The sequence below is a fragment of the Neoluteolibacter marinus genome, assembly GCF_014904755.1.
Classification (GTDB): Bacteria; Verrucomicrobiota; Verrucomicrobiia; order Verrucomicrobiales; family Akkermansiaceae; genus Haloferula; species Haloferula marina.
The window spans coordinates 155,070-179,768 of the sequence record NZ_JACZFQ010000021.1 but is presented as its reverse complement, the minus strand read 5'-3'; the positions used below and the strand labels follow the sequence as shown (position 1 = coordinate 179,768).

General features: G+C 64.0%; 13 protein-coding genes. 5 read left to right on the top strand and 8 right to left on the bottom strand.

What is annotated here, in order from left to right; all coding sequences use genetic code 11:
• Positions 1 to 1,033 precede the first annotated feature (1,033 nt).
• The gene (locus IG178_RS05805) at positions 1,034 to 9,988 is read right to left on the bottom strand and encodes an outer membrane protein assembly factor BamB family protein (RefSeq protein WP_193211579.1); all 8,955 of its coding nucleotides are present in this window, start codon (positions 9,986 to 9,988) and stop codon (positions 1,034 to 1,036) included.
• Between the two features lie 196 nt (positions 9,989 to 10,184).
• On the bottom strand, positions 10,185 to 13,892 hold the full coding sequence (locus IG178_RS05800; protein ID WP_193211578.1) for a PQQ-dependent sugar dehydrogenase: 3,708 nt from the start codon (positions 13,890 to 13,892) through the stop codon (positions 10,185 to 10,187).
• 191 nt (positions 13,893 to 14,083) lie between these two features.
• Between IG178_RS05800 and IG178_RS05795 the strand changes: the two genes are divergently transcribed.
• The 3 genes from IG178_RS05795 to IG178_RS05785 all read left to right on the top strand — a co-directional run bounded on the left by IG178_RS05795 (position 14,084) and on the right by IG178_RS05785 (position 17,414).
• Positions 14,084 to 16,078: a penicillin-binding transpeptidase domain-containing protein gene (locus tag IG178_RS05795; RefSeq protein WP_193211577.1), complete on the top strand. Its 1,995-nt coding sequence runs from the start codon at positions 14,084 to 14,086 to the stop codon at positions 16,076 to 16,078.
• Between the two features lie 105 nt (positions 16,079 to 16,183).
• Entirely contained in the window at positions 16,184 to 16,612 is a 429-nt protein-coding gene (locus tag IG178_RS05790; RefSeq protein ID WP_193211576.1) for a DUF6941 family protein, read from the top strand.
• A gap of 4 nt (positions 16,613 to 16,616) precedes the next feature.
• A complete protein-coding gene (locus IG178_RS05785) occupies positions 16,617 to 17,414 on the top strand; it encodes an SDR family NAD(P)-dependent oxidoreductase (RefSeq protein ID WP_343225931.1) in 798 nt (265 codons plus the stop codon).
• A 19-nt stretch (positions 17,415 to 17,433) separates the two neighbouring features.
• Here the strand turns inward: IG178_RS05785 and IG178_RS05780 are convergent, their stop codons facing one another.
• From IG178_RS05780 to IG178_RS05765, 4 genes are all read right to left on the bottom strand, one after another.
• Entirely contained in the window at positions 17,434 to 18,207 is a 774-nt protein-coding gene (locus IG178_RS05780) for an MBL fold metallo-hydrolase (RefSeq protein WP_193211575.1), read from the bottom strand.
• Between the two features lies 1 nt (position 18,208).
• Positions 18,209 to 19,066 carry a 4-hydroxythreonine-4-phosphate dehydrogenase PdxA gene (gene pdxA, locus IG178_RS05775; RefSeq protein WP_193211574.1) on the bottom strand — a complete coding sequence of 286 codons (858 nt, stop codon included), beginning with the start codon at positions 19,064 to 19,066 and terminating at the stop codon, positions 18,209 to 18,211.
• 20 nt (positions 19,067 to 19,086) lie between these two features.
• Positions 19,087 to 20,109, bottom strand: a complete 1,023-nt coding sequence (locus IG178_RS05770; protein ID WP_193211573.1) for a peptidylprolyl isomerase — start codon at positions 20,107 to 20,109, stop codon at positions 19,087 to 19,089.
• Positions 20,110 to 20,261: 152 nt separating this feature from the next.
• Entirely contained in the window at positions 20,262 to 20,594 is a 333-nt protein-coding gene (locus tag IG178_RS05765; RefSeq protein ID WP_193211572.1) for a YtxH domain-containing protein, read from the bottom strand.
• A gap of 117 nt (positions 20,595 to 20,711) precedes the next feature.
• Between IG178_RS05765 and IG178_RS05760 the strand changes: the two genes are divergently transcribed.
• Positions 20,712 to 20,882 (top strand): zinc ribbon domain-containing protein, encoded by a 171-nt coding sequence (locus tag IG178_RS05760; RefSeq protein WP_193211571.1) that lies wholly within the window; start codon positions 20,712 to 20,714, stop codon positions 20,880 to 20,882.
• A complete protein-coding gene (locus IG178_RS05755) occupies positions 20,882 to 21,889 on the top strand; it encodes a glycosyltransferase (protein ID WP_226894932.1) in 1,008 nt (335 codons plus the stop codon). Before IG178_RS05760 ends, IG178_RS05755 begins: the two co-directional genes overlap by 1 nt.
• Here IG178_RS05755 and IG178_RS05750 read toward each other — a convergent pair whose 3' ends face one another.
• Positions 21,890 to 23,041, bottom strand: coding sequence for a redoxin domain-containing protein (locus tag IG178_RS05750; protein ID WP_193211569.1), 1,152 nt, complete (start codon positions 23,039 to 23,041; stop codon positions 21,890 to 21,892). It abuts the gene before it with no gap.
• A 184-nt stretch (positions 23,042 to 23,225) separates the two neighbouring features.
• Positions 23,226 to 24,629 (bottom strand): MBL fold metallo-hydrolase RNA specificity domain-containing protein, encoded by a 1,404-nt coding sequence (locus IG178_RS05745; protein ID WP_193211568.1) that lies wholly within the window; start codon positions 24,627 to 24,629, stop codon positions 23,226 to 23,228.
• Positions 24,630 to 24,699: the final 70 nt, after the last annotated feature.

Below are 24,699 nucleotides of genomic sequence, written 5' to 3'. Positions count from 1 at the left end.
AGGTGATTCCCAACTTTGTAGGATAGATCGGTCTGGGCGTAGGGTCCGGGGCGGAATCTGGTGCCGGAGTCACCCTCCGCTCGCTTCGCAACTGTCGTCATGGCCCCGGAAGAAGCAACGTCGGGTCGTTCGGATTGCCAGGCATTCCAGTCGCAAATGTTGAGGCGGAGTTCGCCCCGGACGTTGAGGTCGAAGGGCCCTGAAGGACGGTTCAAGGTCGGGCCAATGGTCATGCTGGCCACGTTGATGTCGATCTAGCTCCAGACTTGGTTGAAGAACCCCGCGGCATCGGTGAAAACCAGGATCGGGGTGTAAGTCCGGTGCGAGGGCAGATTGCCGACAAGGGGGCGGATCCGGCGAAAGAACCGGGCAACGGGCCGGCGGCGGGATCACCTCGCCGAGGTCATCGCGATCTCCGGGGTCGAGCCGGCCGTCGGCGCGGAACTGGTTATCCGAGATGTCGGAGAAGCACAGGGAATGATCGACCGCGGTGAAGTCGAAGCTGCCGCTGAAACCGAGCCGGAATCCGGCAAGCCGGAGCGGACCGCGGGCATCGAATTGGAGGTGGGGTGAAAAACCACGCAGGCGGTCGCGGCAGGCTGGGCCTGCCGAGGTCACATCAAATGATTCCCGGAGGGGATTCTGTTGGTTCCGGTGGCGGAGAAAGCCAGTTGTCCGCCTTGGACATGTGAGGACACAGCGTAGCCCAAGAATCAAGTGATGCCGTCGATGGTGGTGCCCGCATCCTGGCGGACGTAACCTCCGTTGTAATCGAGCTCGTCGTGGCTCCCTGCATTGCCGGTGGGGGGGCGCTTCAGACGTGCCACCCACGAAGGACGGAAGGAGGAAGCTGCCGCTGCGGTAAACGGTTGAAGGCCTTGAGCGTGCTGACGTTGCTCACGGCCGGCCCGGCCGGAAACGTTCATTCCCAGCCCACTTGCGATTCGGCGGGAGACTTTGCGTCGCCCGCGAACACCGGTGCCGACAGCAGGATCAGCGGGGTGGACAATCTCGTGAGTTGTGGGGATGGGCCTCATTCTTCCGCAATGATTTCCAGAACGCGGTAGAAGCGCGAGGTCTTGTCGGCGGGAGGGGCGTCGGTGCGGGGCGGTCCCCGGTCGATCCACTGCACCCGGTTGCCCGCCGCATGAATGAGGATTGGTGATGATTTCCAGTCCACCGTGTTGTCGCAGTACTGGATCTCGTAAGTCCCGCCGGGGATGGCGGAGAACTCGATGAGGAGGCCGCCGGCAACGAGAGCGCAGCGATCGACCGCCAGACCGGATTCCCCGGGCGCAGGGTCGGGGGCCGGCTGTGCAACCTGGCCGAGTTCAACCCGGGGCTCGATGATCGTTCCTCGGACCGGGGAGAAATACTCGAGGACCAGCGTCACGGTGGCACCGGCGGCGACCGGTTGGCGATGCTCCACGGTCCACGTGCCTGCATCCGAACCGGACGCGTTCACCAGCTGGACCCCGTCTGGGAGACCGCTGATGAATAGGTCGAAACCGGCGATTTCCCGCGCGGAGGTGTTGGTCACCGTGATGGTGTGTTCGAACAAACCGGTCTGACGGTTGAGGATCAGCGTTTCGGCCTGACGGAGCGTCGGCTCCGAATGGGGCGGAATGGTGAATATCAGGGCGGATCGGGCGGTGTTGCCGGCGTTGTCGGTGATTTGGATCACCACCTCCGAGGAGCCGGATTCCCAGGGATTGTAAACGACCGATAGTTCGCCGCGTGCCGGATCGATCTCGAGGACACGGAAGATTCCAGGTCGGGACACCTGGGCAATCGACCAGACTGGACGATCCGCCGGATCGGGATCCGATGCAAATGGAGTGAGATCCAACAATAGGTCAGCCGCGGCGGCCCCGGCATTGATGGCAGTGGGGATTTCCGGGCTGAACGTGGGTGCCGCGTTTGCAAAATAGGCCCGGAGAACACCGTCGGGACCGGCGATGAGCAGGTGGCCGTCGGCGTAACTCAACAGACCTCCAATGGGTAGTGATTGGACCGGATCGCCGGTGGACCGGTCGAAAATGAAGGTCTCCCCTGCGGTGGCAATAGCCAGATGATCCTGCAACAGCAATGGCTGGCCGGAGGTGATGGTGGCCCCTGCTTCGAACACCTTTTGCACTTGGCCATCCGACAAACGGAAGCTTTCGACCCTCTGGCCGCGGATCACAAAGGCGCGATCCCCGGCTACGGCGGGGCTGCCGCTGAAGATTCCCTCGATCCGCCAGCGCACGGCACGGGTTTGCAGGTCGAAACAACAAATTCCTTCGCGGCAGACCGTGACCACGGAGTTGCCCTGGAATGCCGGGATGTTCGAACTGGACCATGTCCAGCCGCTGGAGGCCGACCACATTGCAGCGCCCTCAAGCGGGTCATGCTCGCGGAGGACTCCGTTCACCCACGAAAACAGGCGGCCCGCAGAGACCGCCGGGGTCCACTGGTTGTATTGCGGCAAGGAGACCTGAAACCGGGGAGTCCCATCCGGATCGAAGCCGTAGATCCCGGATCCATAGCCGGCGCACATCCAGACCCCGTCGTCGGTTGCAGCGGGTGCCTCGTAATAATAGGACTGGCTGGTGAACGGGGAGGACCAGAGCGTTTCACCATTGGCGGCATCCAGGCTCCACAGCCGGCTTTCGTCGCTCTTGGTCTGCTGGTAGTAGAGACGCCCCCCGTGCCATGAAAGTGGGTTGGATCTCGCGGTGCCTGCAAAGGCAGTGTCCCAGACCGGAGTTCCGGTGATCAGGTCGAGTGCTTGGATCGAGGCGATTCCTCCTCCATTCAAAAGGGAGTGATTGATGAAGACCTTGCCGTCCGCGATCACCGGTCGGAGCAGCGGGTAGGTGCCGGAGACGGCGGCCTCCCAGGCAGGCACGAAGACGTGGTTGCCGAGTCGTGCCGGGTGATATCCACTGCGGCGGGTATTGCTCCCGAAGGTCGACCACGGACCGGCGAAGCGGTCGGCGGGGGCGACTGTCACCGCGACCGGTGTCGAGGCTGTGCTGCCGGCGGCATTGGTCGCGACCGCGGTGTAGACGCCCGCGTCGGTAACCGAGGCTTCAGGAAGCTGGAATGTCGCCGAGGTGGCTCCCGGGAGATCATTGCCATCGCGCAGCCACTGCCAGGAGAATGGACCGGTGCCCGACGCAGATGCCATCAGGGTGAGCTCTGCGCCTTCCTTCAGATCCAGCTTCGACGGGGTGAGGGTGACAGTGGGGCGATCATTGCCGGCAACGAGCGTCAGTCGTGAGCTGCGGTACGCGGAGGCCCCGAACGGGTCCGTCACTTTGAACTGGAGATCGAAGTTTGAACCCGGTGCCGCGGTGGGAATTCCGGAAAGAATGCCCCGGCCATCCCCGAGGTCGGTGAAGGAAAGCCAGGCCGGGAGTTGCAGGGCCGTCAGGGTGATCCCGTCGCTGCCGTTGAGATCCCCGGCGGTTAGTTCCCACCTGAAGGGCCGGTCGTGAGCGGCCTGGAACGGCAGGTCGGAAAGCGTCGGGGAAAAGTTTCCCGTTGGATCGATCCGGAATAGCCATGCCGGGGTAGTGACGCTGAAACTTGTGGCACCGCCGGCGAGGAGCCAGCCGTCCCGGACGGCGAGGGAACTGCCGAAGGCGGTGCGTAGCTCCTGCGGTGTGATGACGGGCCCGTCGACCCAGCCATTCCCCGACCGGTGGAATGTGAATACGGCACCTTGGGAATTGGTACCGTCCGGCAGTGCGCCGGTATCGCCGATCATCAGCAAGTCGCCATGAATGGCGACGCTGGCGCCGAAACGGTTGGTCGCGTCCGGGACCCCGGTGCGGTTGATCGTCGAATGGTGGATGAAGGTGTCGTCGGGGCGGCGGGTGAAGACCATCACCTCATCGCGGCTGGTGTTGTTGATCGCCAACAGGTCATCACCGAGGGCCATCGAGCTCGCCACGTCGTTGTTGGCGACCGCCCCAGGGAGCGCCAACTTCTGCCGCTGGGTCCATTGTCCGGTCACCGTGCTGCGGGTAAAGACGTAGGCCACGGGCAGCCGCTGCGTGGCGGAAGTACCCGATCCTGGCGATGAGATCACCGCCACGTTGCCATCGAGCGCAATCGACCTGCCGAACCGGTCGTTGAGTGTCGAGTCGGCGGGCTGGATTTCCTGGAGCAGGACTCGCTCAGGGTGGGTGAGGTAGGCGGAAACCTTGCCGCGCAGCGACTGGTTGCCAGTGATGGGTCCGACCAGCAGCAGATCTCCTTGGGCGGCGATGCTTCCGCCAAATGCCTGGTTCGCGACGGGCGAGGGTGCGGTGAACAGCCGGGGACGCAAGCGATCGAGGGCATCAGCCTTGAAAAGCACGGCCGCACCGCAGTTGTTGAGGGTGGACGTGTCCCACTGCGACGCGCCGACGTGAATCGTGGCGTTGTCGATCGTTGCCGGAACCCCGAATGCATGGGTGGTGGAGTTTCCCGGGATCGTGAGATTCTCCAGGGGGCTGGAGACACCGGTTTGCGGGTCGAAGGCGGACATCGTGACATTCCCGTCGGATCCGAGCAGGAGGTGACGGGGGCCGAGTGCAACCGACTGGCCGGACACACCACTGACCCCCGGCCCTTGGGGAAAGGCGATTGAGAAACCGAGGGCGGCGCCTTCGAGGGGCGGGGCAGACGCGCGTTGGGCGGTGACGCGCCAAGTGTAGGTTTCACCGAATGCCAGCGGATCGGGCAAGACGAAGCTTGGATCGGTGAGCCCGCTGTAAACCTGATCCCCCGAGTGCCCGTCGGTGATCACCAGCGAGTAGGAAACCGCGTCCGGAACGGCAGTCCAGCGAAGGACGGCCGGTGAACCGGCCAGGATCTGGCGGTCGTGGGGCCACGGCCCTGGCAGCTCGGTGATCTCGTCGAGAGGGAGGGATGCAAACGAACGCGACGCTGGGTTGTAGAGCAGCAGGTGCCGACTGTCACCGGTGAACGACGATATCGTGGTGGCAAAAGGCAAAGCGCGGACAGGAGTGCCGCTGTCGAGCCACCAGATCATGTTCTCGCCGACCGCCAGTTCGCTTCCCGGGGAGAGCGACCAAACGTCATCGGGGAGCGTGAGGCCGGCGTTCAGGACGGAGTCATAAACGGTATCGAATTGGACGATGAACCGGCCGTCGTGGGTGAGAAGCGGCAGTCGGGTTCCGTAGGTCGAACCGCTGGCGGCGACCAGCGCGGGCGGGGTCACGGACAAGTCGTACTTGTTGATTTTCCCGTTGTAGCCGGAAATCGTATGATAATAGTAGTTCCCGGACGCGTCGAGCACCCCGCCGCCGGGACTTTCGTTGATGAACCCCAGCTTGCGTCCGGTGCCGATGTCGAAGATCGAGATCTCGGCCGGGCTCCGCTCGCTTTCCGTGATGATCCGCTGGCGGATGGGGTCAACCTCCAGCTTGAAAACCCCGGTGCCGAGTGAAAGCGGCGGAAGTTCGCTGAACGACTCGAGGTCGATGACCCGGGTTTCGGGATACCCGGTATTGGATGCATAGAGCCGGTCGGTGCTTGGATCGATGGCAATGTCGTTGACCTTGTAACCGAGGCGGGTCACCCCGAGGAGATCGCCGTTGGTGCCGTCCAGCTTGAGCAGGTGGCAAGAGCCTTGCGACGGGTCCCGGTAGTTGATGCCATAAACGACCGGCCTTTTCGGGTCCGGGGCGAGCTGGGTGACGTTGATCTGGAAGAGGTCGAGCGTGACGGGAATCAAGAAACTGTCAGTGCCAGACTCGATGCGGATCGAGCCGATGCGGGTGGTGTTCGAAAGCCCCGCTGCATTGATCTGGAACGTGAGCGGGGTGGCGGTGGTGCCGGACGTGGTGTCGAGGGTGATCCACGCGGTGGAGGTCGTCGCCGACCAGGCGCCCGGGCCGGCGAAGCCGAGGGACTGGGGCGCGATCGGGGTTCCGTTCGGTGCCGAGATCATCACTGCCCTCGGCGTCACGTCGATCGGTGCGACATTGAATGACCACACGGTGCCGGTCTTGGTTCCTGAGAAACCTTGGGTGTCGACCCGCCAGTAGTAGTCTCCGTCGAGATCCAAGGACGGCAGCGTCCCTGTCCAGGTGGTGCCGCCGGTCTGTCCGAGATGGCAGTCATCGCCCGGTCCGGCTTTGGCGAGGGCTTCGGGATCGGTTCCGAAATAGACGTCGTAGGCAAAGGCGAACGGTTCGAGGCTCCACGAGAGGGTCTGGGTGGTCCCGACGACCGTTGCGCCGTTGGCAATTGACGGGGTGAGATTCCAGTCCGGTAGGCCCGCGAGCGTGGCAAGGTCGGTCCTGGCGATCGAATCGCCGCCGAACGAAAGCAAGGTGGACTCGTCTCCTGCAATCACCTGGAAGTAGGTGGTCATGGGCGAAGCCGCGAGCTTCTGGCCGTTGAAGCCGTTGTAAATGGAACGGTTGGTACACACGACCTCGCCTCCGGAGGTGGCGGCGACCACTTCCTCCGTGAGCACATGAAGGGGAGCAAGGTCGGGATCGAAAATTCCACCGTTCCAGTAGAAACGCGAGCCGTCGGGGCTGGAATGAACGCGAACTGACCCGTAGTTGGACGCTCCGCTTACGCGGAACGATGCGACCTCCACCAGCGAGTCGCCCGCGGTGTCGATCTTGTGGAGGGCGGCCGTGCCGACATTGACGTCGCCGTGATAGTAGTAGCGCCCGGCGGGATCGAAGGTCCCGCCTCCAGACATGGTCTCGAGGCTGGCGACGATGGTGCCATCCACGGTATCCATCAGTTTCAGGTTCCCCGGGATCTTGTTTTCTTCGATCATCAGTCGCCCGGATCGACCGGCGGCGATGCGGCGGACGTCATTCGCGGCATTGTAGATGTCGGTCACCGGTTCAAAGCCATAAGTCCTGATCTCGCGGAGCGTCGACCGGTCGATGGCGCGCAGGATGCCGGCTTTCCAGTTGGCCACGTAGATCCGGTTTTCGTCCGGGTGGACAGCGATGTCAGAAACCTCGCGGCCGACGGGAACGGCACCGGTGATCGTTCCCGTAGTGGCGTCGATCACCATCAGGAACGAGGGCTGGCTTGAGTTGTATTCCTCGGAAACGGCGTAGACGAGCGGGAGCCGTGGATCGGGCTTCGCCATGATATAGGTCGGCCGGCGGACATCGATTTTCAGCGGCAGTTCAAATGCATTTCCCCCGCTGCCAATGTTGATCACCGCCTCTTGCTTCCCGGGAGCAAGTTGGGAGGCATCCACCAGGATTGTCAGAATCGCGGGAGTGGTGCCGGAATCCTCCGCGAATGAGATCCATGGAACCCCGCAGGTTGCGGTCCAGTCAGAGGACTGGGGAGACTCCAACAAGATCGTCTCGAGGTGCCGGGTGTTCCCGGCCACCGTGGTGCCTTGGACGGAACTCGAAGCCGGAACGATCGGTGATATGTGAAAGGACCTCGTGGTACCTGTGACGACCGTGCCGTCGGCACGGACATGGTCGATCCGCCAGAAGTATTCCCCATCCGGTTCCAGCATCTCGGGCAAAGCGAACCTGGCTCCGTTGGAGACTCCAATGAATTCGGGGGATTCAAACGTCGCCCCGCTCACCGCGCCTGCGTCGGTGCCGAGGAAAACACGATACTCCCGGACGTCGATCTCCGGGGTCCACCGAACTTCAGACGGCTGCGCCACGGTCGCTCCGTCGGCGGGAAAAACCCTGATGCCGATCGCGTCCAGCCCCGGAGTGACCCGCAGGTCGATCCAATCGAGGGTTGCCGTGCTCCGGTTGAAGCTGACATGCCAGGCATAGTCCGGGGTGAAGGCCTGGATCCACGTGTAGGAGGCCAGGTCGATGTAGGGCCCTCCGGGATCAGCCGACTGGTAAAGCCGCGTGGTGCTTGCGCCGAGCTCACCGCCCGGGCTGATGGAATAAAGCGCGGCGGGGAAGACCAGAGGGTGGAAATCAAGATCGGTTTGATCCACCTCACGGTCCTTGATGAACAGGCCGGTGCCGTCGGCGGTCATCATCGCGGGCGTCTCGGTGGGATAGCCCTGGAAATTGGGAGTTGCGACGGAGTTGGAGTCGGCGCCACGGGTGAAACCTCCGAGGGTGCCGTCCGGCGCGATGTCGAAGCGCACCACGTGTGTTCCACCGTATCCGCCGCCCGACGGGGAGAGAAACTTCGACCAGCCGAAGAGCTTCGAGCCATCGGGACTAACCACGATGTCGCCGTAGCCCTGGAAACCCGAAAGGTCGGGCGAGTCCCCGCTGAGAGAACTCAGGGTCTGGATCACGGTCCCGGTGGACGTGTCGAAAACCCGCAGGCGTGGTCCGCGTTGCTCGTCCAGATAATAGATGATGTTCCCCGGTCCGTCCGCCACGCGGCCGCCGAAATAATCGACCTCATGGCTGAATTCGGGCAGCGGATGGGTGGCGGTGACCGTCCGCGATGCCAGGTCGATGCGCGAAACCGACGCGTCGATGGTGTTGCAGACCAGCAGTTCCGCCGCGCCTTCGGTAAGATCGAGGTCGGTCGGGTTCCGGCCGGCGGGAATGTAATCAATGATACCGCGGGAAACGGTGTCGATCACCGCCACGCCGCCATTGTCGATGCCGTTGGGAACGAGCCCGTAGATGAGTGGACGGACGGGGTCCGCCAAAAGCTGGGTAATGTTCAACCGGGCGACGCGAAGGAACACGGTGATCTCCCTCCGTGTTGTCGGGCTGGCGACGGAAACGGTGGCAAGGTAGGTGCCGGCAGGAAGTTCTGCGGATGTAGTTTCCAGGAGGATTGAGCCATTCCCGGCCGCTTGATGGGTTGCGGACAGCCATGGGGCGTCGCTGGTGACCGAGAGGTTGTCCGGCAACGGGGAAGTACCCGTGGGCTGGAGCTGGACCTCGATGGGACCGGGGCTGAAGCTGACGAGGGTTCCGATGTCCACGATCCCTCGCTCCGGCGCGAAGTCAGGAGCGGCGACATTCATCTCCACCTTTCGCCAGGCCTCCGGCGGCACCTCGGCCGCGGTGCTTCCGGCAGGTGCGGCGGTGAACCGCGTCTGGTATTGACCGGGCAGGAGATTGCCGGGGGTGAGTTTGCAGGGAAATGGGATGGATTCGTATGGGGCCAGCCGGCCGCCGCGCGCAGGGGGCACGAACCAATCGGGTGCCTCATTTGCCATCGCCAGGTAGCGCCCGGCCATGGCCTTGAAAACACTGAGGTCCAGGTATCCGCCCGACGGCTGGGAGAAAACGAGCTGGTGAATCGGTGTGGATGCGGGCAGTCCACCGATCTGGTGATTGTCGGAAGCGGGGTTGTCGCTGGCGCTGCGGCTGATGCCGGGCATATCCGGAAGCAGGATCAGGTGATTGACCGTGGGAATGTTGTTTCCGTGGACCTGCTTGACGTAAGCCAGGTAACGGGTGCCCTCCGAATCGACCGTGAACTCCCCGGTGGAGACCGGGCCGTCGCGGAACGACTTCAGGAAGCCCGAGACGGTGAAATTGGAGATTCCGCGCAGTTCCGCTGAAAAGATGAACAAACCGTCGAACTTCCGGGTGAAATAGGTCGCGCTACCGGTGCCGGCGGAGATGGTTCGGACCGTATTGTCGGAGTAGGTGATATAGGTGTCATCCAAGGCCAGGTTGTTTCCTGCCTGGTACATCTCCCCGCCGTAGTCGCGGATTACATCGCCGGATTCCCCGCCCGAGAACAGATGCCGGCGGGGAATGAGTTCGAGCAACGCGTCAACCGATTCATTGAGCCGGCCGAGGGTGCCAGCCAGGGACGGGTCCCCCGGATTCTCGTGGAGAAGCTGCCAGTCCGTGTCCAGGGCTCCGTCGCGGCTCTCGAGGGTGAAAGGGAGCTCGGCCGTTATTCCAAAACCCGTGTCGATGGCAAGGTCGGACGTCGGGAATAATTCCGGAAAGATAGTTACCTCCGACTGCACGACGTGGGTCGATGCTATTGTCAGGGCAAGAGCCGCGGCGCGCGCGGACCGAAGGATCAAAAATGGCATGTTAGTCCGGGGGAATGATTCCGGATCCGTCCCGGACTCATTTGTTGGATGGGGCGAGAGGCTAGGAGTTGTCCCCGAGTTCTGGCCAGTGCCAAAAAACGTGTTTTTTCTAACAGAGTGTCACGCGGGATTCACGCCTCCCGCCAACTCAGGTTGAGTCGGAATGGCCGGCGGAGTTGCGGGTTGGCGGCGGAGGCTAGTTCTCCTCGAGCTCGACCCGGAAGAAGCGGCGGGGTTCGATTGCCGGCACGTCGAACTCGATGAACCCGCCTGCGACGGGAAGTCCCTGGTTGCCTGGAATATCCCACGGGTTCCACTGCCCGAGATCGGTCGAAACGTCGATCCGGAACGAGCGGTTGGCGGGCAAGGTGAATCCGAGTGTCGCCGGATGCCCGGCGAGCTTCGGCTGGAAGAAGCTGGAGCCGTCGAGGGGATGGGTGCCGGCAAGGAACTCATCGCGGTTGCTACGCCCGTCCATGTCTGGATCCTCGCCTGGCTGACCGGCGGGGTCGTCATCCGGTTCGAAGTTGGTTGCGCGCCACTGCTCGTAGGTTTGCCGTGCGGCGAGCTCGCCGTTGATCCAGGTTGTCAGAAGGTCGACACTTGCCTGGTCGATGACATTGCTGCCGACCGGCGGCATCCGGGTGAAGCCGTTGCTGGCGGCGATCCGGTTGAGGACGATCGAGTGGGTGGTGTCGCCGGGGACGACCAGTTTGTTGGCCGAGTCGCCGCCGTTCTGGGTGGCCTCACCGTTGACCAGGCCGGTCTCCGCCAAGGTCAGTTCCGGGCGCCCGTCCCAGGAGGCGGCGGGAACACTGCCGCCGTCCTTGTGGCAGTAGGAACAGTTTACCGCGAGGTAGGAGCGGACGCGGGCCTCGATTGAATAGACGTCTTCATCGGGGCGGAGATAGCGGGGCAGGAGGTTCGCGGAGCCGGGGTCGCTGGTGAGGAAACTCTGCGCGTGGAGGATCTCGAGCTGGTTGCCGGTTTCGCCGAGGATGGCATTTTCAAGGTTCAGCTGGCGGGTGTTGAAGGACAGGGCATGGCCCGCTTGCGGCGTGTGGCAGATCAGGCACTCGGCCCGGCTGGGGATCCGCCAGGTTTGGGGGGCGGGGCTGCCGCCGTCGGTGATTTCCAGGACGAAATCTTCCCCGGCATCCGCGGCGAGGTAGGCCTCGGTGCCCGCCTCATTCCAGCGGTAGCTGACACCGTAGGCGCCGGTGCCGGTCTTGACGATGAGGCGGGTCTCGATCCGCTTCTTGCTGGCGGGCACGCCGCGCTGCATTTCCATGTCGAAATGCTTCACCCAGATCGTGCCGGCCGGCAGGGTCCAGAGGCCGTCGGTGGAGGCGGTGAAGCTGGAGGTGCCGTCGGGGATGACGAACCAGCGGGACTTGATCGCGTGGTCGCTCCAGAAGGGGAGATTGACGGTGTAGGGCACCAGCCCGGGCGAGGGCGAGAGATCGGTCAGGTCGGCGAAGAGACCGGTGGCGGACAGGGTGGCGGGAAAGCTGCCGGTGGCGGTCGTGGCGGTGAGGCGGCGGACGATGCCGTCGCCGAGATCGGCGAGCAGGATGTCGCCGTTCGACGGATCCGTGCCGAATGCGGCGATGTTGCCCTCGCCGGCGATCCGCTGGACGGCGAAGGTGCCGGTGTCCATCGACCAGATGTTGCCGCTGTTGTAGTCGGCGAAGATGTATTTCCCGTAAAGATCGGCGATGCGGGCTCCGCGGTAGACCACGCCGCCGGTCACCGAGGTGCCGCCGAAGTTGTCGTTGTTGCGGTTGTAGTTGTAGACCGGCGGCGTGTGATAGAGGGCGTCGAAGTTCGCCGGCATGGTCGGGTTGGTCGTGCGCGGGCCGGTCAGGTTTGCCTCGCGGTAGACCCAGCCGAGGTTGGCTCCGCGGGTGATGAGATCGACTTCCTCGCGACTGTCCTGGCCGACGTCCGCGCACCACAGCGTGGCGGGACTGGTGCCGCCGTCGAAGGACATCCGCCAGGGATTCCGCAATCCGGTGGCCCAGAACTCTCGGCGTACCGTGCCGGTGACGTTGCTGCCGTTGTAGGTGCCATTCCAATCGCCGCCGAGGGCGACGGGAACGTAGGGGTTGGTCTTAGGGATCGCGAAGCGGGCGGTTCCGCCGGGGCCGGTGAGCTTGATGGCATCGTGGGCGGTCGGCTCGACGCTTCGGGTCATGTCGCGGTCGACGTCGAGGCGCAAGATGCCGGAGAAGAGGTCCTTGTTGATGAGCTGGCTGTTGAGGCGGGTGTCGTTGGCATCGCCTTCGTCACCGACGGAAATGTAGAGGAAACCGTCGTCCGGGCCGAAATGCAGGTCGCCACCATTGTGGTTGCTGGCCTGGTCCCGCTGCTCGATCATCACGATCTCGCTGGCGGTGTCGGCCGCGTTGGGATTGTCGGCCTGAGTGGTGAACTGGCTGACGCGCTGGTAGCGGAGGCCGCTGAGATTGACCGAATAGAAAACGTAGAACTGCCGGTTCTCGGCGTAGTCAGGGTGGAAGGCCATGCTGAGCAAACCCGACTCGCCGTCGGTGGCGATCGACTCGCCGGACCGACCGTTCACCAGCGAGGCGAGGTTGAAGAACACGGCCGAAACCGGCGTGGGCGAGGTGACGTCGTCGACCACCCGGATGTTGCCGCCCTTTTCGCAGACGAACAGCCGCTGGGTTTCGCCGGGCGGGGTGCGCAGGCAGAGCGGTTGGTTGAAGGTCAGGCTGCCCAGCGCGTTGACCAGTGAGTAGGCGGTGGCCGGCGGTGCGGCGGGAACGTTCAGGTCCGGGCTCGGGATCTTCAGGTCATCGGAGAAGTTGATGGTCACGGTGCCGGTCGAGGACTGGCCGGTGGTGTTGGCGACGGTGTACTGGAAGCTGTCGCCCGCCGGGGTTCCGGTCGTATGGGAGTAGAGGATGCTGCCGTCGGCGGAAACCGTGGCGGTGCCGGCTGCGGGGGGGGCGCTGATGGCCAGGGTGCCCCGGGCGATTTCGCCGCTGTCGTTTTCCAGGACCCGGATGCGGGCTTTCCGCCCGTGACCCATGACGAGGGCATCCGCCTGCACGGCCGGTGCGGGGAAGGCGGCATCCGGTCCGGCCGCGAAGTTCGCGCTGATTTGCGCGCTTCCCAGCACGTGATCGTAGAGGCGGACGTCGTTGTAGGAAATGTTGGCGTTGCTGTCGTTCGACCACTGGGAGCGGCCGAGCCAGTTGTTCACATCCTCGAGCTCGGCGAGCCGGAACGGGAGGTCGACCTGGCCGGTGGCGACGCCATTGCGGTACCAGGTGATGCGGCCGCCGGTTGCGGCAAAGGTGCCGACGCCGCTTTGATAGGTGGCGACGAAATGATACTGGGTGTTCGCGGCAATCGCGAAACTGTTGTCGGTCAGGTATTCCGTGCCTCCATCGATGCGGCCGGAGAAGCGCTGTTGGCTGAGGAGGCCGTCGCGCGAGACGCTCAGCATGAAGCTGTCCCGCGCCTGGCTGCCGGATGGTGCGATGGCCGAGTCGTGGGGGATCTCGCCGCTGCCGGACAGGTTCATCCTGCCGAAGTCGAACAGCCGCTGCCAGGTTTTCGCCGAGTGGACGGTGGCCCAGATCTCGAGGGTCAGGTTGGTCTTCGAGGAAATGATGCCATTCGGCAGGTCGAAGTAGGCCGAATTGCCGGAGGGGATCGCATTGCCGTTGGTGGTCCCCGGCAAGGTGAGCTGGGTCCCGCTGCGCACCGCCCCGTTGCCCACGATGACGCCCGGCGCGGAGGAAATCTGGTCGGAAATCACCGTTCCATGGGTGGCCGGGCCGGTGGAATTGAAATTCCAGCGGTGGGTGACGGTCTGCGCGTGCGCCGCCCCGAGCAGCGCCAAGGTGATCAAACGAGTGGGTTTCCGGAGCATCGCCGCGCACCCTAGGGGCGATTGTCCGGGATGGCAAAGTGGTTCCGGTGACATCGGGAAGCGGCCTGGCTCTGGCCGACGTCACCGTACGGAAGGGCGGGGGATGGGACGACCCGGGCGTGGCAGGTCGTGGTCCGGATTGAGCGTTGCCCTGCTGCCTTTCCCGGCCTAGGTTGAGCCGCAATCCGCCCGTGAGACGAATCATCGCCCAACTTCTTTCCGGTGCTCTCGTGACGTCTGTTTCGCTGGCGCAGGAGCTGGCATCGATCCCCAAGACGAACGAACCGGCACCTTCGGCGAACGACGCGTCGATCTTCACACGACGCGACGCGCGGGCGATCACCCTGGCGATTCCGGCACCGCGCGGCATGATTTTGGATCGTGCCGGGCAGCCTTTGGCTCAGAACCGGATGGCGTGGCAGCTGGGGCTCCAGTACCAACAGTTCGAGAAGGCCGACCGGCAGTTCGTGATCGATTGGGGCCGCCAGCGCATCGAGAAGGCGAAGGCCTTGGTCGATGGCGTGAGCGAGCCGACCGACGACGAATTGTGGGAACATTACAAGGACCGCCGTTGGCTTCCCCTGTTGATTTCCTCCCACCTGGGCGCGGAGCAGAAGGCGAAGATCGAATCCTCCCTCAGCTCGGGCTTGATCCTGCATCCGGTTTACCAGCGCTTTTATCCGGAAGGATCGCTCGCCGCCCACATCGTCGGCTACACCGGCAGCGTCGGCAAATTGCCGACCGGGCCGATCAATTTCAACGAGCCGCTGTGGGAGGAAAGCGAAGGACGGGCGGGCCTTGAGTATCTCTACAACCGCGAGCTGACCGGGGAACCGGGGATGAAAAAGCTGCTCTACGACGAGCACGGCCGGAAATTCCCCGAGGAACAGCCGAAGCGGCCCCGGCCCGGCGGCAATGTCGTGACGACCTTGAACCTCGATTGGCAACGGCACGCCGAGAAGGTGCTGGCGAAGCAGGCCCGCCGCGGCGCTTTCGTCCTGATCGATGTCAACACCGGCGAGGTCCTGGTCATGGCGTCAAGGCCTTCGTTCGACCTCAACCTGTTCATTCCGGGGATCAGCACCAAGGCCTATCAGGAACTCAAGGAGGACCCGGCGACCCCGCTCTACGGACGGGCATTCCAATCGAAGTATCCACCGGGATCCTGCTTCAAGCCGATCGTCGCCCTGACCGCCCTCAATGACGGCTTGCTCACGGAAGACACCCTGATCGATTGCCCGGGCGCGATCACCTTGGGAAACCACACCTTCCACAACCACAACAAGAAGGCAGCCGGCGCGATCAACGTCACCCGGGCGCTGGCGTCGTCGAACAACATCTGGTTCGGCAAGGTCGGCATCAAGCTCGGTGCCGCCACCTATCTCAACACCGCAAGGCGCTTCGGGTTCGGGGAAAAGACCGGCCTCGACCTGATCGGGGAAACGGACGGGAACATCCCGACCAACGAGTGGATGCTGACGGTGCACAAGCGCCGCTTCATGGACGGCGACGCCTTCAACATGGCGATCGGCCAGGGCGCGGTCGAAGTGTCGCCGCTGCAGGTGGCGCAGGCGATGGCCGGCATCGCCAACGGCGGTGTGCTGCCGAAGTTGCACCTGATCCATCAGGTCCAGGACCCTTATGGACGGGTCATCAAACAGGCGATCCCCGAGCGCCGGAACTGGTTGGGGGTTGATCCGCACGCGATCGAGGTGGTGCGGGAAGGCATGCGGGAGGTCGTTGAGTCGGGCACCGGTCGCTCCGCCGGACTGAGCTTCACCGAGATCTGCGGCAAGACCGGAACCGCGCAGTGGAAGATTTCTCCAAAAACCAACCTGGCGTGGTTCGCGGGATTCCTGCCCTTCGAGGAGCCCCGCTTTGCCTTCGCCGCGGTCTACGAAGGCCGCCCGAACGAGTCGGTCGGAGGCGGCCGCAATGCCGCTCCGATCGTGCGGTCGTTCTTCGAACCGCTCGAAGACGAGATCAAGGAGATCATTGCGCCGGCTCCAAAGGCTCTGGAAATCATCGAGGAATCGGATCTGGCCGAGGGGGATACGGAACCGGCCGAGGGCGTCCTGAGGGCTCAGGAAGTCGAATTGCTCGATTTGGACGGGGACGAAGCGCCCACCGAAGAGATCCCGCGTGCACTTCCGGTGGAGCCGGACGATTTGATGGAGGAAGAATAGTCCCGGCGGGGTTTCGGGACTGGACGCGGCGGGGGATTGACGCCACATAGGCCATGGCATCGCCCGAAGCGGTGCTTTATTCCCACTGACCCAAGTCATTCGATCATGGATATCCAAATTGCAACCCTTTGCGACTTCGCCGCCGACTATAACGGCAAGCTCGTCATCTCCGGAACTTTCGACACCCTGGCCGCCCGCGCGCTTCCCGTTGTTCACCCGAGCTGCAGCCTCGCCCTGCGCTTCTGCTTCACTCCGGAAGACGCCGGCCGTCACAAGCTCTCGATCAACATCATCAACGAAGACGGCGAATCGCTCGACCCGGCCAACATGCCGATCGAACCGGAATTCGAAGTCCAGCTTCCTTCCGGCACGCCGTTCCTGACCCGCAACGTGATCATGAACCTGCAAGGCCTCCGCTTCCCGAAGGCCGGCATCTACTCGATCGATCTCGGCTGCGACGGTGAGCTCTTGATGCGCCTGCCGCTGCGCATCGTCCAGGTCAGCCCGCAGCCCCAGGCCGAACCCGTCGCCTGATTGCGTGACGTTGACCCGTTATTCCTGTGCCCTGGTGACCGGCGCTTCCGCCGGCATCGGGGCCGAGTTCGCCCGGCAGCTGGCTCCGAGGTGCGAGGTCCTGGTGCTGATTGCGCGCCGGTCCGAGCGTCTGGTCGAGCTGGCCGGGGAACTGGAGCGGAATAACCCCGGTCTGCGGGTGATGCCGATGGAGGCGGATCTGACCGATCCCGCTGACCGGCTCCAGACCGTGGGCCATCTGCTCGCCAAGGGCCTGGTGCCCGACCTTCTCGTCAACAACGCCGGGATGGGGGACTATGGCGAGTTCGTCACGTCCGACTGGATGAAGGTCGAGTCGATGCTTCGCCTCAATGTCGAGGCCTTGACTCACCTGACCCATGCCTTGCTGCCGACCATGATCGAGCGCGGCAAGGGATCGATCCTCAACGTCAGCTCGCTGGCGAGCACGCTGCCGATCCCCGACTTTGCGGTCTACGCCGCGACCAAGGCGTACGTCAGCAGTTTTTCCGAGGCCCTGCGCCTCGAGGTCCACGAGCACGGCCTCCGGGTGATGGCGCTCTGCCCCGGTCCGGTCCATACCGAATTCGGTGAGGTGGCGGGCCGCAATCCCGATACCGATTTCGGCGCGCGCGAGTGGTTCTACGTGCCCAAGGAGCAGGTTGTCCGCGAGGGCTTGGCCGGGCTCGAGGCCGACAAGCCCCGCGTTTTCCCCGGCTGGCAGGTGGCTGCCGCGGCGATCGGGATCTCGCTGTTGCCATTGGCGGTGATCCGCCTGGTGATGAGCAGCCGGCCCAGGAAGTAGTTCCGATTTCCGGTCGGATTCAGGCCGTCAGGAACGGATTGCCGCTCCTTTCGCTTCCCACGGTGGTGGCAGGACCATGCCCGGGCAGGAGGACGCAATCGTCTGGCAGGCTCATGATCCGGGATCGCAAGGCTTCCAGCGCAGCCTGGTAGGGTGCTCCGGGTGCACAGCCGCCCATGGAGCCGGCGAAGAGGGCGTCCCCGGTTGCGCATACCGGCACCTCCAGCCCCTCGATGAGGTAGCCCAGCGCACCGGGACAGTGACCGGGGAGGTCGATGGCTCGGAGTGCCAGATTGCCGCACTGGCAGTGATCGCCCGCCTTCATGTCGCCGGGCTCATGCTGCGACCGGATCATGTCCGTCAATCCCGCGAGTCCTCCGGTGTGGTCGCCGTGGCGATGAGTGATGAAAACCTCGATGTCTCCAATGTTCCGCGCTTCCAGTTCGGTTCGGACATCCTTCGGGCCGTCGCCGGTATCAATGAGCACATGGCCTCCAGCGCCATTGAAGACCAGCCAGGCATTGACGGTTTCGTCATCAAACGGAAGTTCCAAGCGACTGATTGATCCGGGCAGTCGCTGTGGCGGTGCATAGGCTGAGAGTTCTGCGAGCGCGTCGCGGCCGAGGCCGAGCGCCGGTGCCAGCGCGGCCAGAACGTCGCGCGGGACTTCGCCACGGCTGGCCCGGATCACGTCCCGCTCGGGCAGGCCGGCCATGGCGGCTGCCTCGGACGGGGCCATCGCGAGGCCGCGCAGGGCTTTGCGGATGACATCGGCGGAGCTGTCGTAAAGCATGTCAGGCGAGTTCACAGGCCAACCGGATCGCGTGAATCATCGAGTCGGGGCGGGCGATGCCCTGCCCGGCGATGCCAAAGGCGGTCCCGTGGTCCGGGCTGGTGCGCGGTTTTGGCAGACCGAGGGTCACGTTGACCCCGGTGTCGAAGTCGAGCAGCTTCAGCGGGATCAAACCTTGGTCATGGTACATCGCCAGAACCGCGTCGTATTCGCCATCGGCGGCCTGCCGGAAGATGGCATCCGGGACATGGGGGCCGGTGAAGGTGCCCGGGAACTCGCGGTTCAACCGGTCGATCGCCGGGGTGATGAGGCGGCCCTCCTCGTCGCCGAAGCGACCGTCCTCCCCGGCGTGGGGATTCAGTCCGGCCACGGCGATCCTCGGTTGGCGGCGGACCTTTCGCCTCGCGAAACCTTCCAGCAGGCGCCCGGTGGTGACAATGCCCTCGATCGAGAGCTCCACGGGAACACGTGCCAGCGGGATGTGGATGGTGGCGAGGCCGACACTGAGCTTTTGTCCGCTCAGACACATCGCGTAATTCTCGCAGCCAAAGGATTGTGCGAAAAATTCCGTTTGGCCCGGGTACGGGAATCCGGCGTTCTGGAGGGTCGCTTTGGAAACCGGACCCGTCACCACGGCGACCGCATCGTCATCCGTCTTGAGTATCCGGACGGCGGTCTCCAAGGCCTCGAGGGCAATCCGCGCCGAGGTCTCGTCGGGCGAACCCGGACGGGAATTTCCAGGATCTCCAAGCACCTGGAAATCGAATCCCCTTGGCAGTTCGCCCGAATCCAGGGCCTTGGCGATGACCTCGGGACCGATCCCGGCGGGGTCTCCCGTGGTGATAAGAACGCGCGGCATGGCCGGGGAATCGGCCCGGTTCAGAGCTTGCGGACGATGACCGCGCTGCGGCGCCGGCCTTCCATCCATTTCTCGTAGGCGGCAGAGCTCTTCTTGCTGCGCACGCGCTCCTCGACCTGCTCGCGCACTTCGCCGAGCGACGGCGAGGGGCCGGGCTTGATGTCGACGATCTTCACCACGGTGAAGCCGGCGGGATCTTCAAGCGGTCCGATCACGTCGCCTTCCTTCCCGGCGAAAATGATGGACGCAAATTCGGGCGCCAGATCGGTGCGGGGCAGGTTTTCCTGATAGCCGCCTTGATCGGCGAAAGCGTCCCGCGAGTGAGTCTTGGCCAGCTCGGCGATGTCCGCGCCGTTCTTGATTTCGGCCGCCAGCTTCTCGGCCAGTTCCAACTGGCTCTCCGGGGTGGCGAGCGGGTTCTGGTCGTCGAGACGCGGCAGGAAGATCTTGTTGAAGGTGATCTGGTCCTTGGTCGTGTCGCGGAGCAGGTGCTTCATTTCCGCATACTCCTTGGCAACTTCGCCCGGGAGCGGCGGCGGGGCGTCGGAGAAATGCTCGGCGCGCATCGCCTGGACGATCAATTGCTCGCGGGTCATCTTGCGGTAACCGTCGCGCGTCATGCGCGCTCGCTTCAGTTCTTCTTCGAACTTCTCCTCGCTGCCGTTGTAGTTGGTGCGGATCTGGCGGTCGATTTCCTGCTCGATGACCTGCGGCTTGAGATTGGCTCCCTTCTTCTCGAGTTCCCGGAACTCCGAAATGATGATCTGGCGGTCGATGAGCTCTTGCAGGATCTTTTCCCGGGCTTCCAGCACCTGACGCTCGAATTCGGCCCCGCGGCGGGGGAACTGGGCGGCGAGCTGGGCGAAAACCGGCGAGAGCATGAAGCCGACCTTGTTCTTGGTGATCACGTTGCCGTTGACGACGGCGGCAATGCCATTGACCTCGATGGCTCCGGCGGGAGGCGCCGCGTTGGCAGCGGGATCCTGGGCCGGGCTAAGGGCGGTGGAGGCGAGGAATGCGAGCCAAGCGATGCGGGATTTCATGGACAAAGTCGTCGCGTTGCGGACGCGGGGACTGTTTCGCCTGCCCGCGCTCTTTGCAAGCGGCGAAAGGGCGGTGCCGGGCCTCCGGATCTTCCAAAAAGAAAACCCCGGGCCGGCGGGAAGCCGGCCCGGGGTTGGAAATCGGGAACCGATTACTCTTCGTCGCGGAGGCTGTCCGCGGCCTTGTCGAGGGCGTCGGCAGCCTTGTCCTTCATTTCGTCGGCTTCTTCGGCAGCCTTGTCCTTGAGGTCCTGGGCGGCGTCCTTGGTCGCGTCAACCGCTTCGGCCGCGGCTTCCTTGGTCTTTTCCGCGGCTTCCTTGGTGGCGTCCATGGCGTCCATGGCGTCCTTGGCGGCAGCCTCGGTCTTGTCCTTGGCATCTTCCATTGCGGCTTTGGCATCAGCCCCGGCTTTCTCGGCCTTTTCGCCGCAGGCGGCAAAAGCGAAGGGGAGGGAGGCGGAAATGAGGAATTGATGAAGTTTCATGGCGATTGCATTTCAGTTGTTTGCGTGGCCTTGGAGCAAGGCACACAGGGAGGATCTAACACCATTTTCGAAGCGGGTCAAACTGGCGATTTTCCAAACCTCGCCTAAGCTCCGGGCATGGAGACCGCGCTGGTGCAGTGCCCGACTTGTTTCGAGAGCTTCGAGGTGGTAATGCCATCGCCGGAAGAACTGCCGGCGGAGGTCGACTACGACTGCGAGGTCTGCTGCCGGCCGATGCTCATCGTGTTCGATGAATCCGGGGCTTTTGCGCGGGGCTTGGGAGAATGATGAAGTCTCGGATCTCCATCGTGATGCCGTTCAAAAACGCGGCATCCACGCTGCCGGAAGCACTGCGGAGCGTGCTGGCGCAGACCTTCCACGACTGGGAGCTGTTGGCGGTGGACGATCATTCCGAGGACGGTTCGGCGGAGTTGGTGCGATCGATTTGCGGTAACGATCCGCGGGTGCGCTTGATGGCAAATGCCGGCCCGCCGGGTGTGGTCGGCGCTTCGCGGACGGCCGGGGAGGCCGCCCGGGCGGGATGGCTGGCGCGCATGGACTCGGACGACATCAGTCATCCGGAGCGGCTGGAACGCCAATGGAATCTCACGTGCGCGCGACCCGAGCTGGACGTGATTGGCTGCGGTGTGGAGATCCTCTCACCGCTCGGTGAGGGCATGGTCCGGCACGTGGAGTGGGTGAATGCGCAGATGGGGCCAACGAGTATTTCCAACGCTCGCTTCATCGAGAATCCGCTGGTGCATCCCAGCTCGCTGATGAAGAAGGCGGCGGTGGATGCTGCCGGGGGCTACCTCGAGGTGCCGTGGGCCGAAGATCACGACCTGTGGCTGCGCCTCATGGAGCGGGGCGCGGTGTTCGACAAGGTGCCGGAAGCCTTGCTGTCTTGGCGCGATTCCGCCGGCCGCCTGACGCGGACCGATCCGCGCTACGGCGATGACTTGCGTCACCGGATGAGGGCGCATTACCTGGCCCGGATGGAGCGGGTCAGGGCCTGCGGCGTGGTGGTGGCGGGTGCCGGTCCGATCGGCAAAGCACTTGCCCGTGAGTTGATCCGGTTGGGGGTGACCGTCGCGGGCTTCTTCGAAGTTCACCCGCGCCGGATCGGCGAAATCATCCACGGGGCCGAGGTTGCGGACTCCGGCGATCTCGGCAAGCGCTGGCGCGAGGCGGTGCTGCTCTCCGCGGTCGGGGTTCCGGGCGGCCGCAGGAAGGTGTCAGACCTGGCCCGGAGTGCCGGCTACGCGGAGGGCGAGGATTTCTGGTGCCTGTGCTGATCAGGGCATCCCTTCCAGCGCCTTGATGATGGCGCGGCGGAGTTCGACGGCGTTGATCTGGCCGCTGTGGCGCCAGACGATCTCACCGTCCGGGGAAATCAGCACGCTGTGCGGCTGGGCGCCGGTCCATTCGCTGTCGATGGCTTCCGCGAGGAGGTCCGGGTTGTCGCCGGCAAACAGGTAGTTGTTGGTGGTGCGGCCATCCTTCTCGACCGAGGCCTTGGTGTTCCCGGCCAAGGCAGCGTGCTGCTTGGCGAGGAATTTCTGGACCTTGGGTTCGTCCGCCGGGGGATCGAGGCTGATCGTCACGAAGTCGAATGAACGGTTCTGGAAGCGGCGGTAGGTGTCCACCAGCTCCGGGAACTCGGCGATGCAGGGGCCGCAGGTGGTCGACCAGAAGTTCACCAGCCGCACGTTGCCGGAGCCGTTCTTGCGGAGCTTTTTGGCGGTGTCGACATCGAGCTTGGCGACGGTCACCGGCTGTGCCTCCCACGCCTTCTGGTCGGCGGCGACCTGATCCTTTTTCCACGCCCACTTGGTCGAGCAACCGAACGAGCGGGTGGTCGGCGTGGCGACCGGCTTGCCGGCCAGGACCGCATCGAGGGCGTCGCGGACGTAGCTCTTTTCGACCGGGCCGAACTTGCGGCCGGCATCGTCCATGCGGCCCGTGTAGGCGAGCTTGCGGTCCTCGCCGAAGATGAAGACGTGGGGGGTCGATTGGGCGCCACAGGCACTGCTCAAGGTCTGGGTCTCGCCGTCGTTGAGGTAGGGGAAGGTCCAGCCGTTCTCTTTTGCGAACGGGGTCATCTCTTCAAAGGTGTCGCCGTAAACCCCATACCCGAGCTCGTCCGGGCGCAGCCCCAAAGGGCTGCTGCTGTTGACTGCCACAACCGCCACGCCCTTGTCCTTGTAGTCCTGGTGGAGGGCCTCCATCCGTTCGGCTGCGGCGACGGCATCGGGGCAGTGGTTGCAGGTGAAGATGAGGCACAGCACCTTCGACGACTCGAAATCGGCGAGTTTGTGTTCCTTGCCGTCGATGCCCGGCAGCGCGAAGTCGGGAACCGGCGAGCCGATGGCCATGACCGGCGGGACCTGGGGCTCGGCGGAAAGGGCGGTCAAGGAGGCGGCAAGGAAGAGATAGGTTGGCTTCATGGAGTGACGGGGCCTGCGATACGTGCAATTCCCGGCAATTTTTCCCGGCGGGTCAAGTTTACCCGGATGTCGCCGGGTCGGGCTTTGGGGCCCGCATGGTTCCCCGGCCAAGAGCGTGACATGAAGAAACCCCACGCGATCACCGAGGCCTGGTTCCCGGCAAAACCCGGACCCTGAGCCGGCGTCAGATTTCCACCGTCTCGCCGAGCACCGCGACATCGACGTCGCCGTCGTGCTGGTTGGCCAGGGCGTCGCGGAGGGCGTTGGAGCGGTCAGGTTCGCCGTGCACCAGCCAGACCCGCTTCTTTGGTCCGGTCATGCGGTGGAACCAGTCGAGGAGTTCCGAGTGGTCGGCGTGGCCGGAGAAGGAATCGATGGCCTCGATGACGGCCCGCACCTTGACCGGCTTGCCGAAGATATTGACGACGTCCCGGCCGTCGCGGATCGCCCGGCCGAGGGTGTGGTCGGCGCAGTAGCCGACGAACAACACGGTGGTCCTGGGGTCGCCGAGGTTGTTCTTGAGGTGGTGGCGGATGCGTCCCGCCTCGCACATGCCGGATGCGGAAATGATGATGCAGGGCTCGTGCACGTCGTTGAGCTTCTTTGACTCGGTGACCGCCCGGACGAGGCGGAGTCCGTCGAAGATGAACGGATCGCTTTCATCGAACAGGAAGCGGTAGACGGTGTCGTTGAAGCACTCCGGATGGATCCGGAAGATCTCCGTCGCGTTCACCGCCAGCGGGCTGTCGACGTAGACGGGGATGCGCCGCAGGCGGTCGTTGTGGAACAGCTGGTTGAGCAGGTAGAGCAGTTGCTGGGTGCGCTCGACCGCGAAGGCCGGGATCAGGATCTTGCCGCCGCGGCGGATGGCCCGGTTGAGGACGTCGCCGAAGGCGTCGATGGAGCCGGTGGGCAGTTCGTGTTCGCGGCCGCCGTAGGTGCTTTCCATCAGCACGAAATCGACGTCCGGGACCGCCACCGGGTCGCGCAGGATCTCGTTGCCGCCGCGGCCGACGTCGCCGGAGAAGAGGAAGCGCTTTTTCTTTCCGCTGTCCTCCTTGTCGATGATTTCCAGCAGGACCTGCGCCGCGCCGAGGATGTGGCCGGCGTCGAAGAAGGTCACCGTGACGCCGTCGGCCACCGGCATCGGGCGCTCGTAGTCCATGGTCACGAACTGGCGCAGGCAGCGCTCGGCGTCTTCCTTGACGTAGAGCGGTTCGACCGGTGGCAGGCCGTCCTTCTTGCGGTCCTTGTTGAGCCACTCGGTGTCCTGTTCCTGGATATGGGCGCTGTCCGCCAGCATGATCTGGCACAAGTCGCGGGTGGCGAAGGTGGTGTAGATGTTGCCGGTGAAACCCTGCTTGCTGAGATTCGGGAGGTTGCCGCTGTGATCGATGTGGGCGTGGGAAAGGATCACCACGTCGATCTCCTTCGGGTCGAAGTGGGGGAAGCAGCAATTCACCTCGTAGCTGTCCTCGCGGTGGCCCTGGTAGAGGCCGCAGTCGAGCAGGATGCGGGTGCCATTGATTTCGAGGAGATGTTGGGAGCCGGTGGTGGTGCCGGCGGCACCGCAGAACTTGAGTTTCATGAAATCGGATTCGAGGGTCTAACATCCGCCAAAGTTCCCCCTGCGTCGAAGTTTTTTCCCGGGCGTCGCC

Bases quoted from the DNA above. Each gene is read 5' to 3' on its own strand.
- IG178_RS05750 (WP_193211569.1), bottom strand. From the start codon at position 23,041: ATGAAGCCAACCTATCTCTTCCTTGCCGCCTCCTTGACCGCCCTTTCC.
- pdxA (WP_193211574.1), bottom strand. From the start codon at position 19,066: ATGCCGCGCGTTCTTATCACCACGGGAGACCCCGCCGGGATCGGTCCC.
- IG178_RS05745 (WP_193211568.1), bottom strand. From the start codon at position 24,629: ATGAAACTCAAGTTCTGCGGTGCCGCCGGCACCACCACCGGCTCCCAA.
- IG178_RS05760 (WP_193211571.1), top strand. From the start codon at position 20,712: ATGGAGACCGCGCTGGTGCAGTGCCCGACTTGTTTCGAGAGCTTCGAG.
- IG178_RS05755 (WP_226894932.1), top strand. From the start codon at position 20,882: ATGAAGTCTCGGATCTCCATCGTGATGCCGTTCAAAAACGCGGCATCC.
- IG178_RS05780 (WP_193211575.1), bottom strand. From the start codon at position 18,207: ATGCTTTACGACAGCTCCGCCGATGTCATCCGCAAAGCCCTGCGCGGC.
- IG178_RS05790 (WP_193211576.1), top strand. From the start codon at position 16,184: ATGGATATCCAAATTGCAACCCTTTGCGACTTCGCCGCCGACTATAAC.
- IG178_RS05805 (WP_193211579.1), bottom strand. From the start codon at position 9,988: ATGCCATTTTTGATCCTTCGGTCCGCGCGCGCCGCGGCTCTTGCCCTG.
- IG178_RS05770 (WP_193211573.1), bottom strand. From the start codon at position 20,109: ATGAAATCCCGCATCGCTTGGCTCGCATTCCTCGCCTCCACCGCCCTT.
- IG178_RS05765 (WP_193211572.1), bottom strand. From the start codon at position 20,594: ATGAAACTTCATCAATTCCTCATTTCCGCCTCCCTCCCCTTCGCTTTT.
- IG178_RS05800 (WP_193211578.1), bottom strand. From the start codon at position 13,892: ATGCTCCGGAAACCCACTCGTTTGATCACCTTGGCGCTGCTCGGGGCG.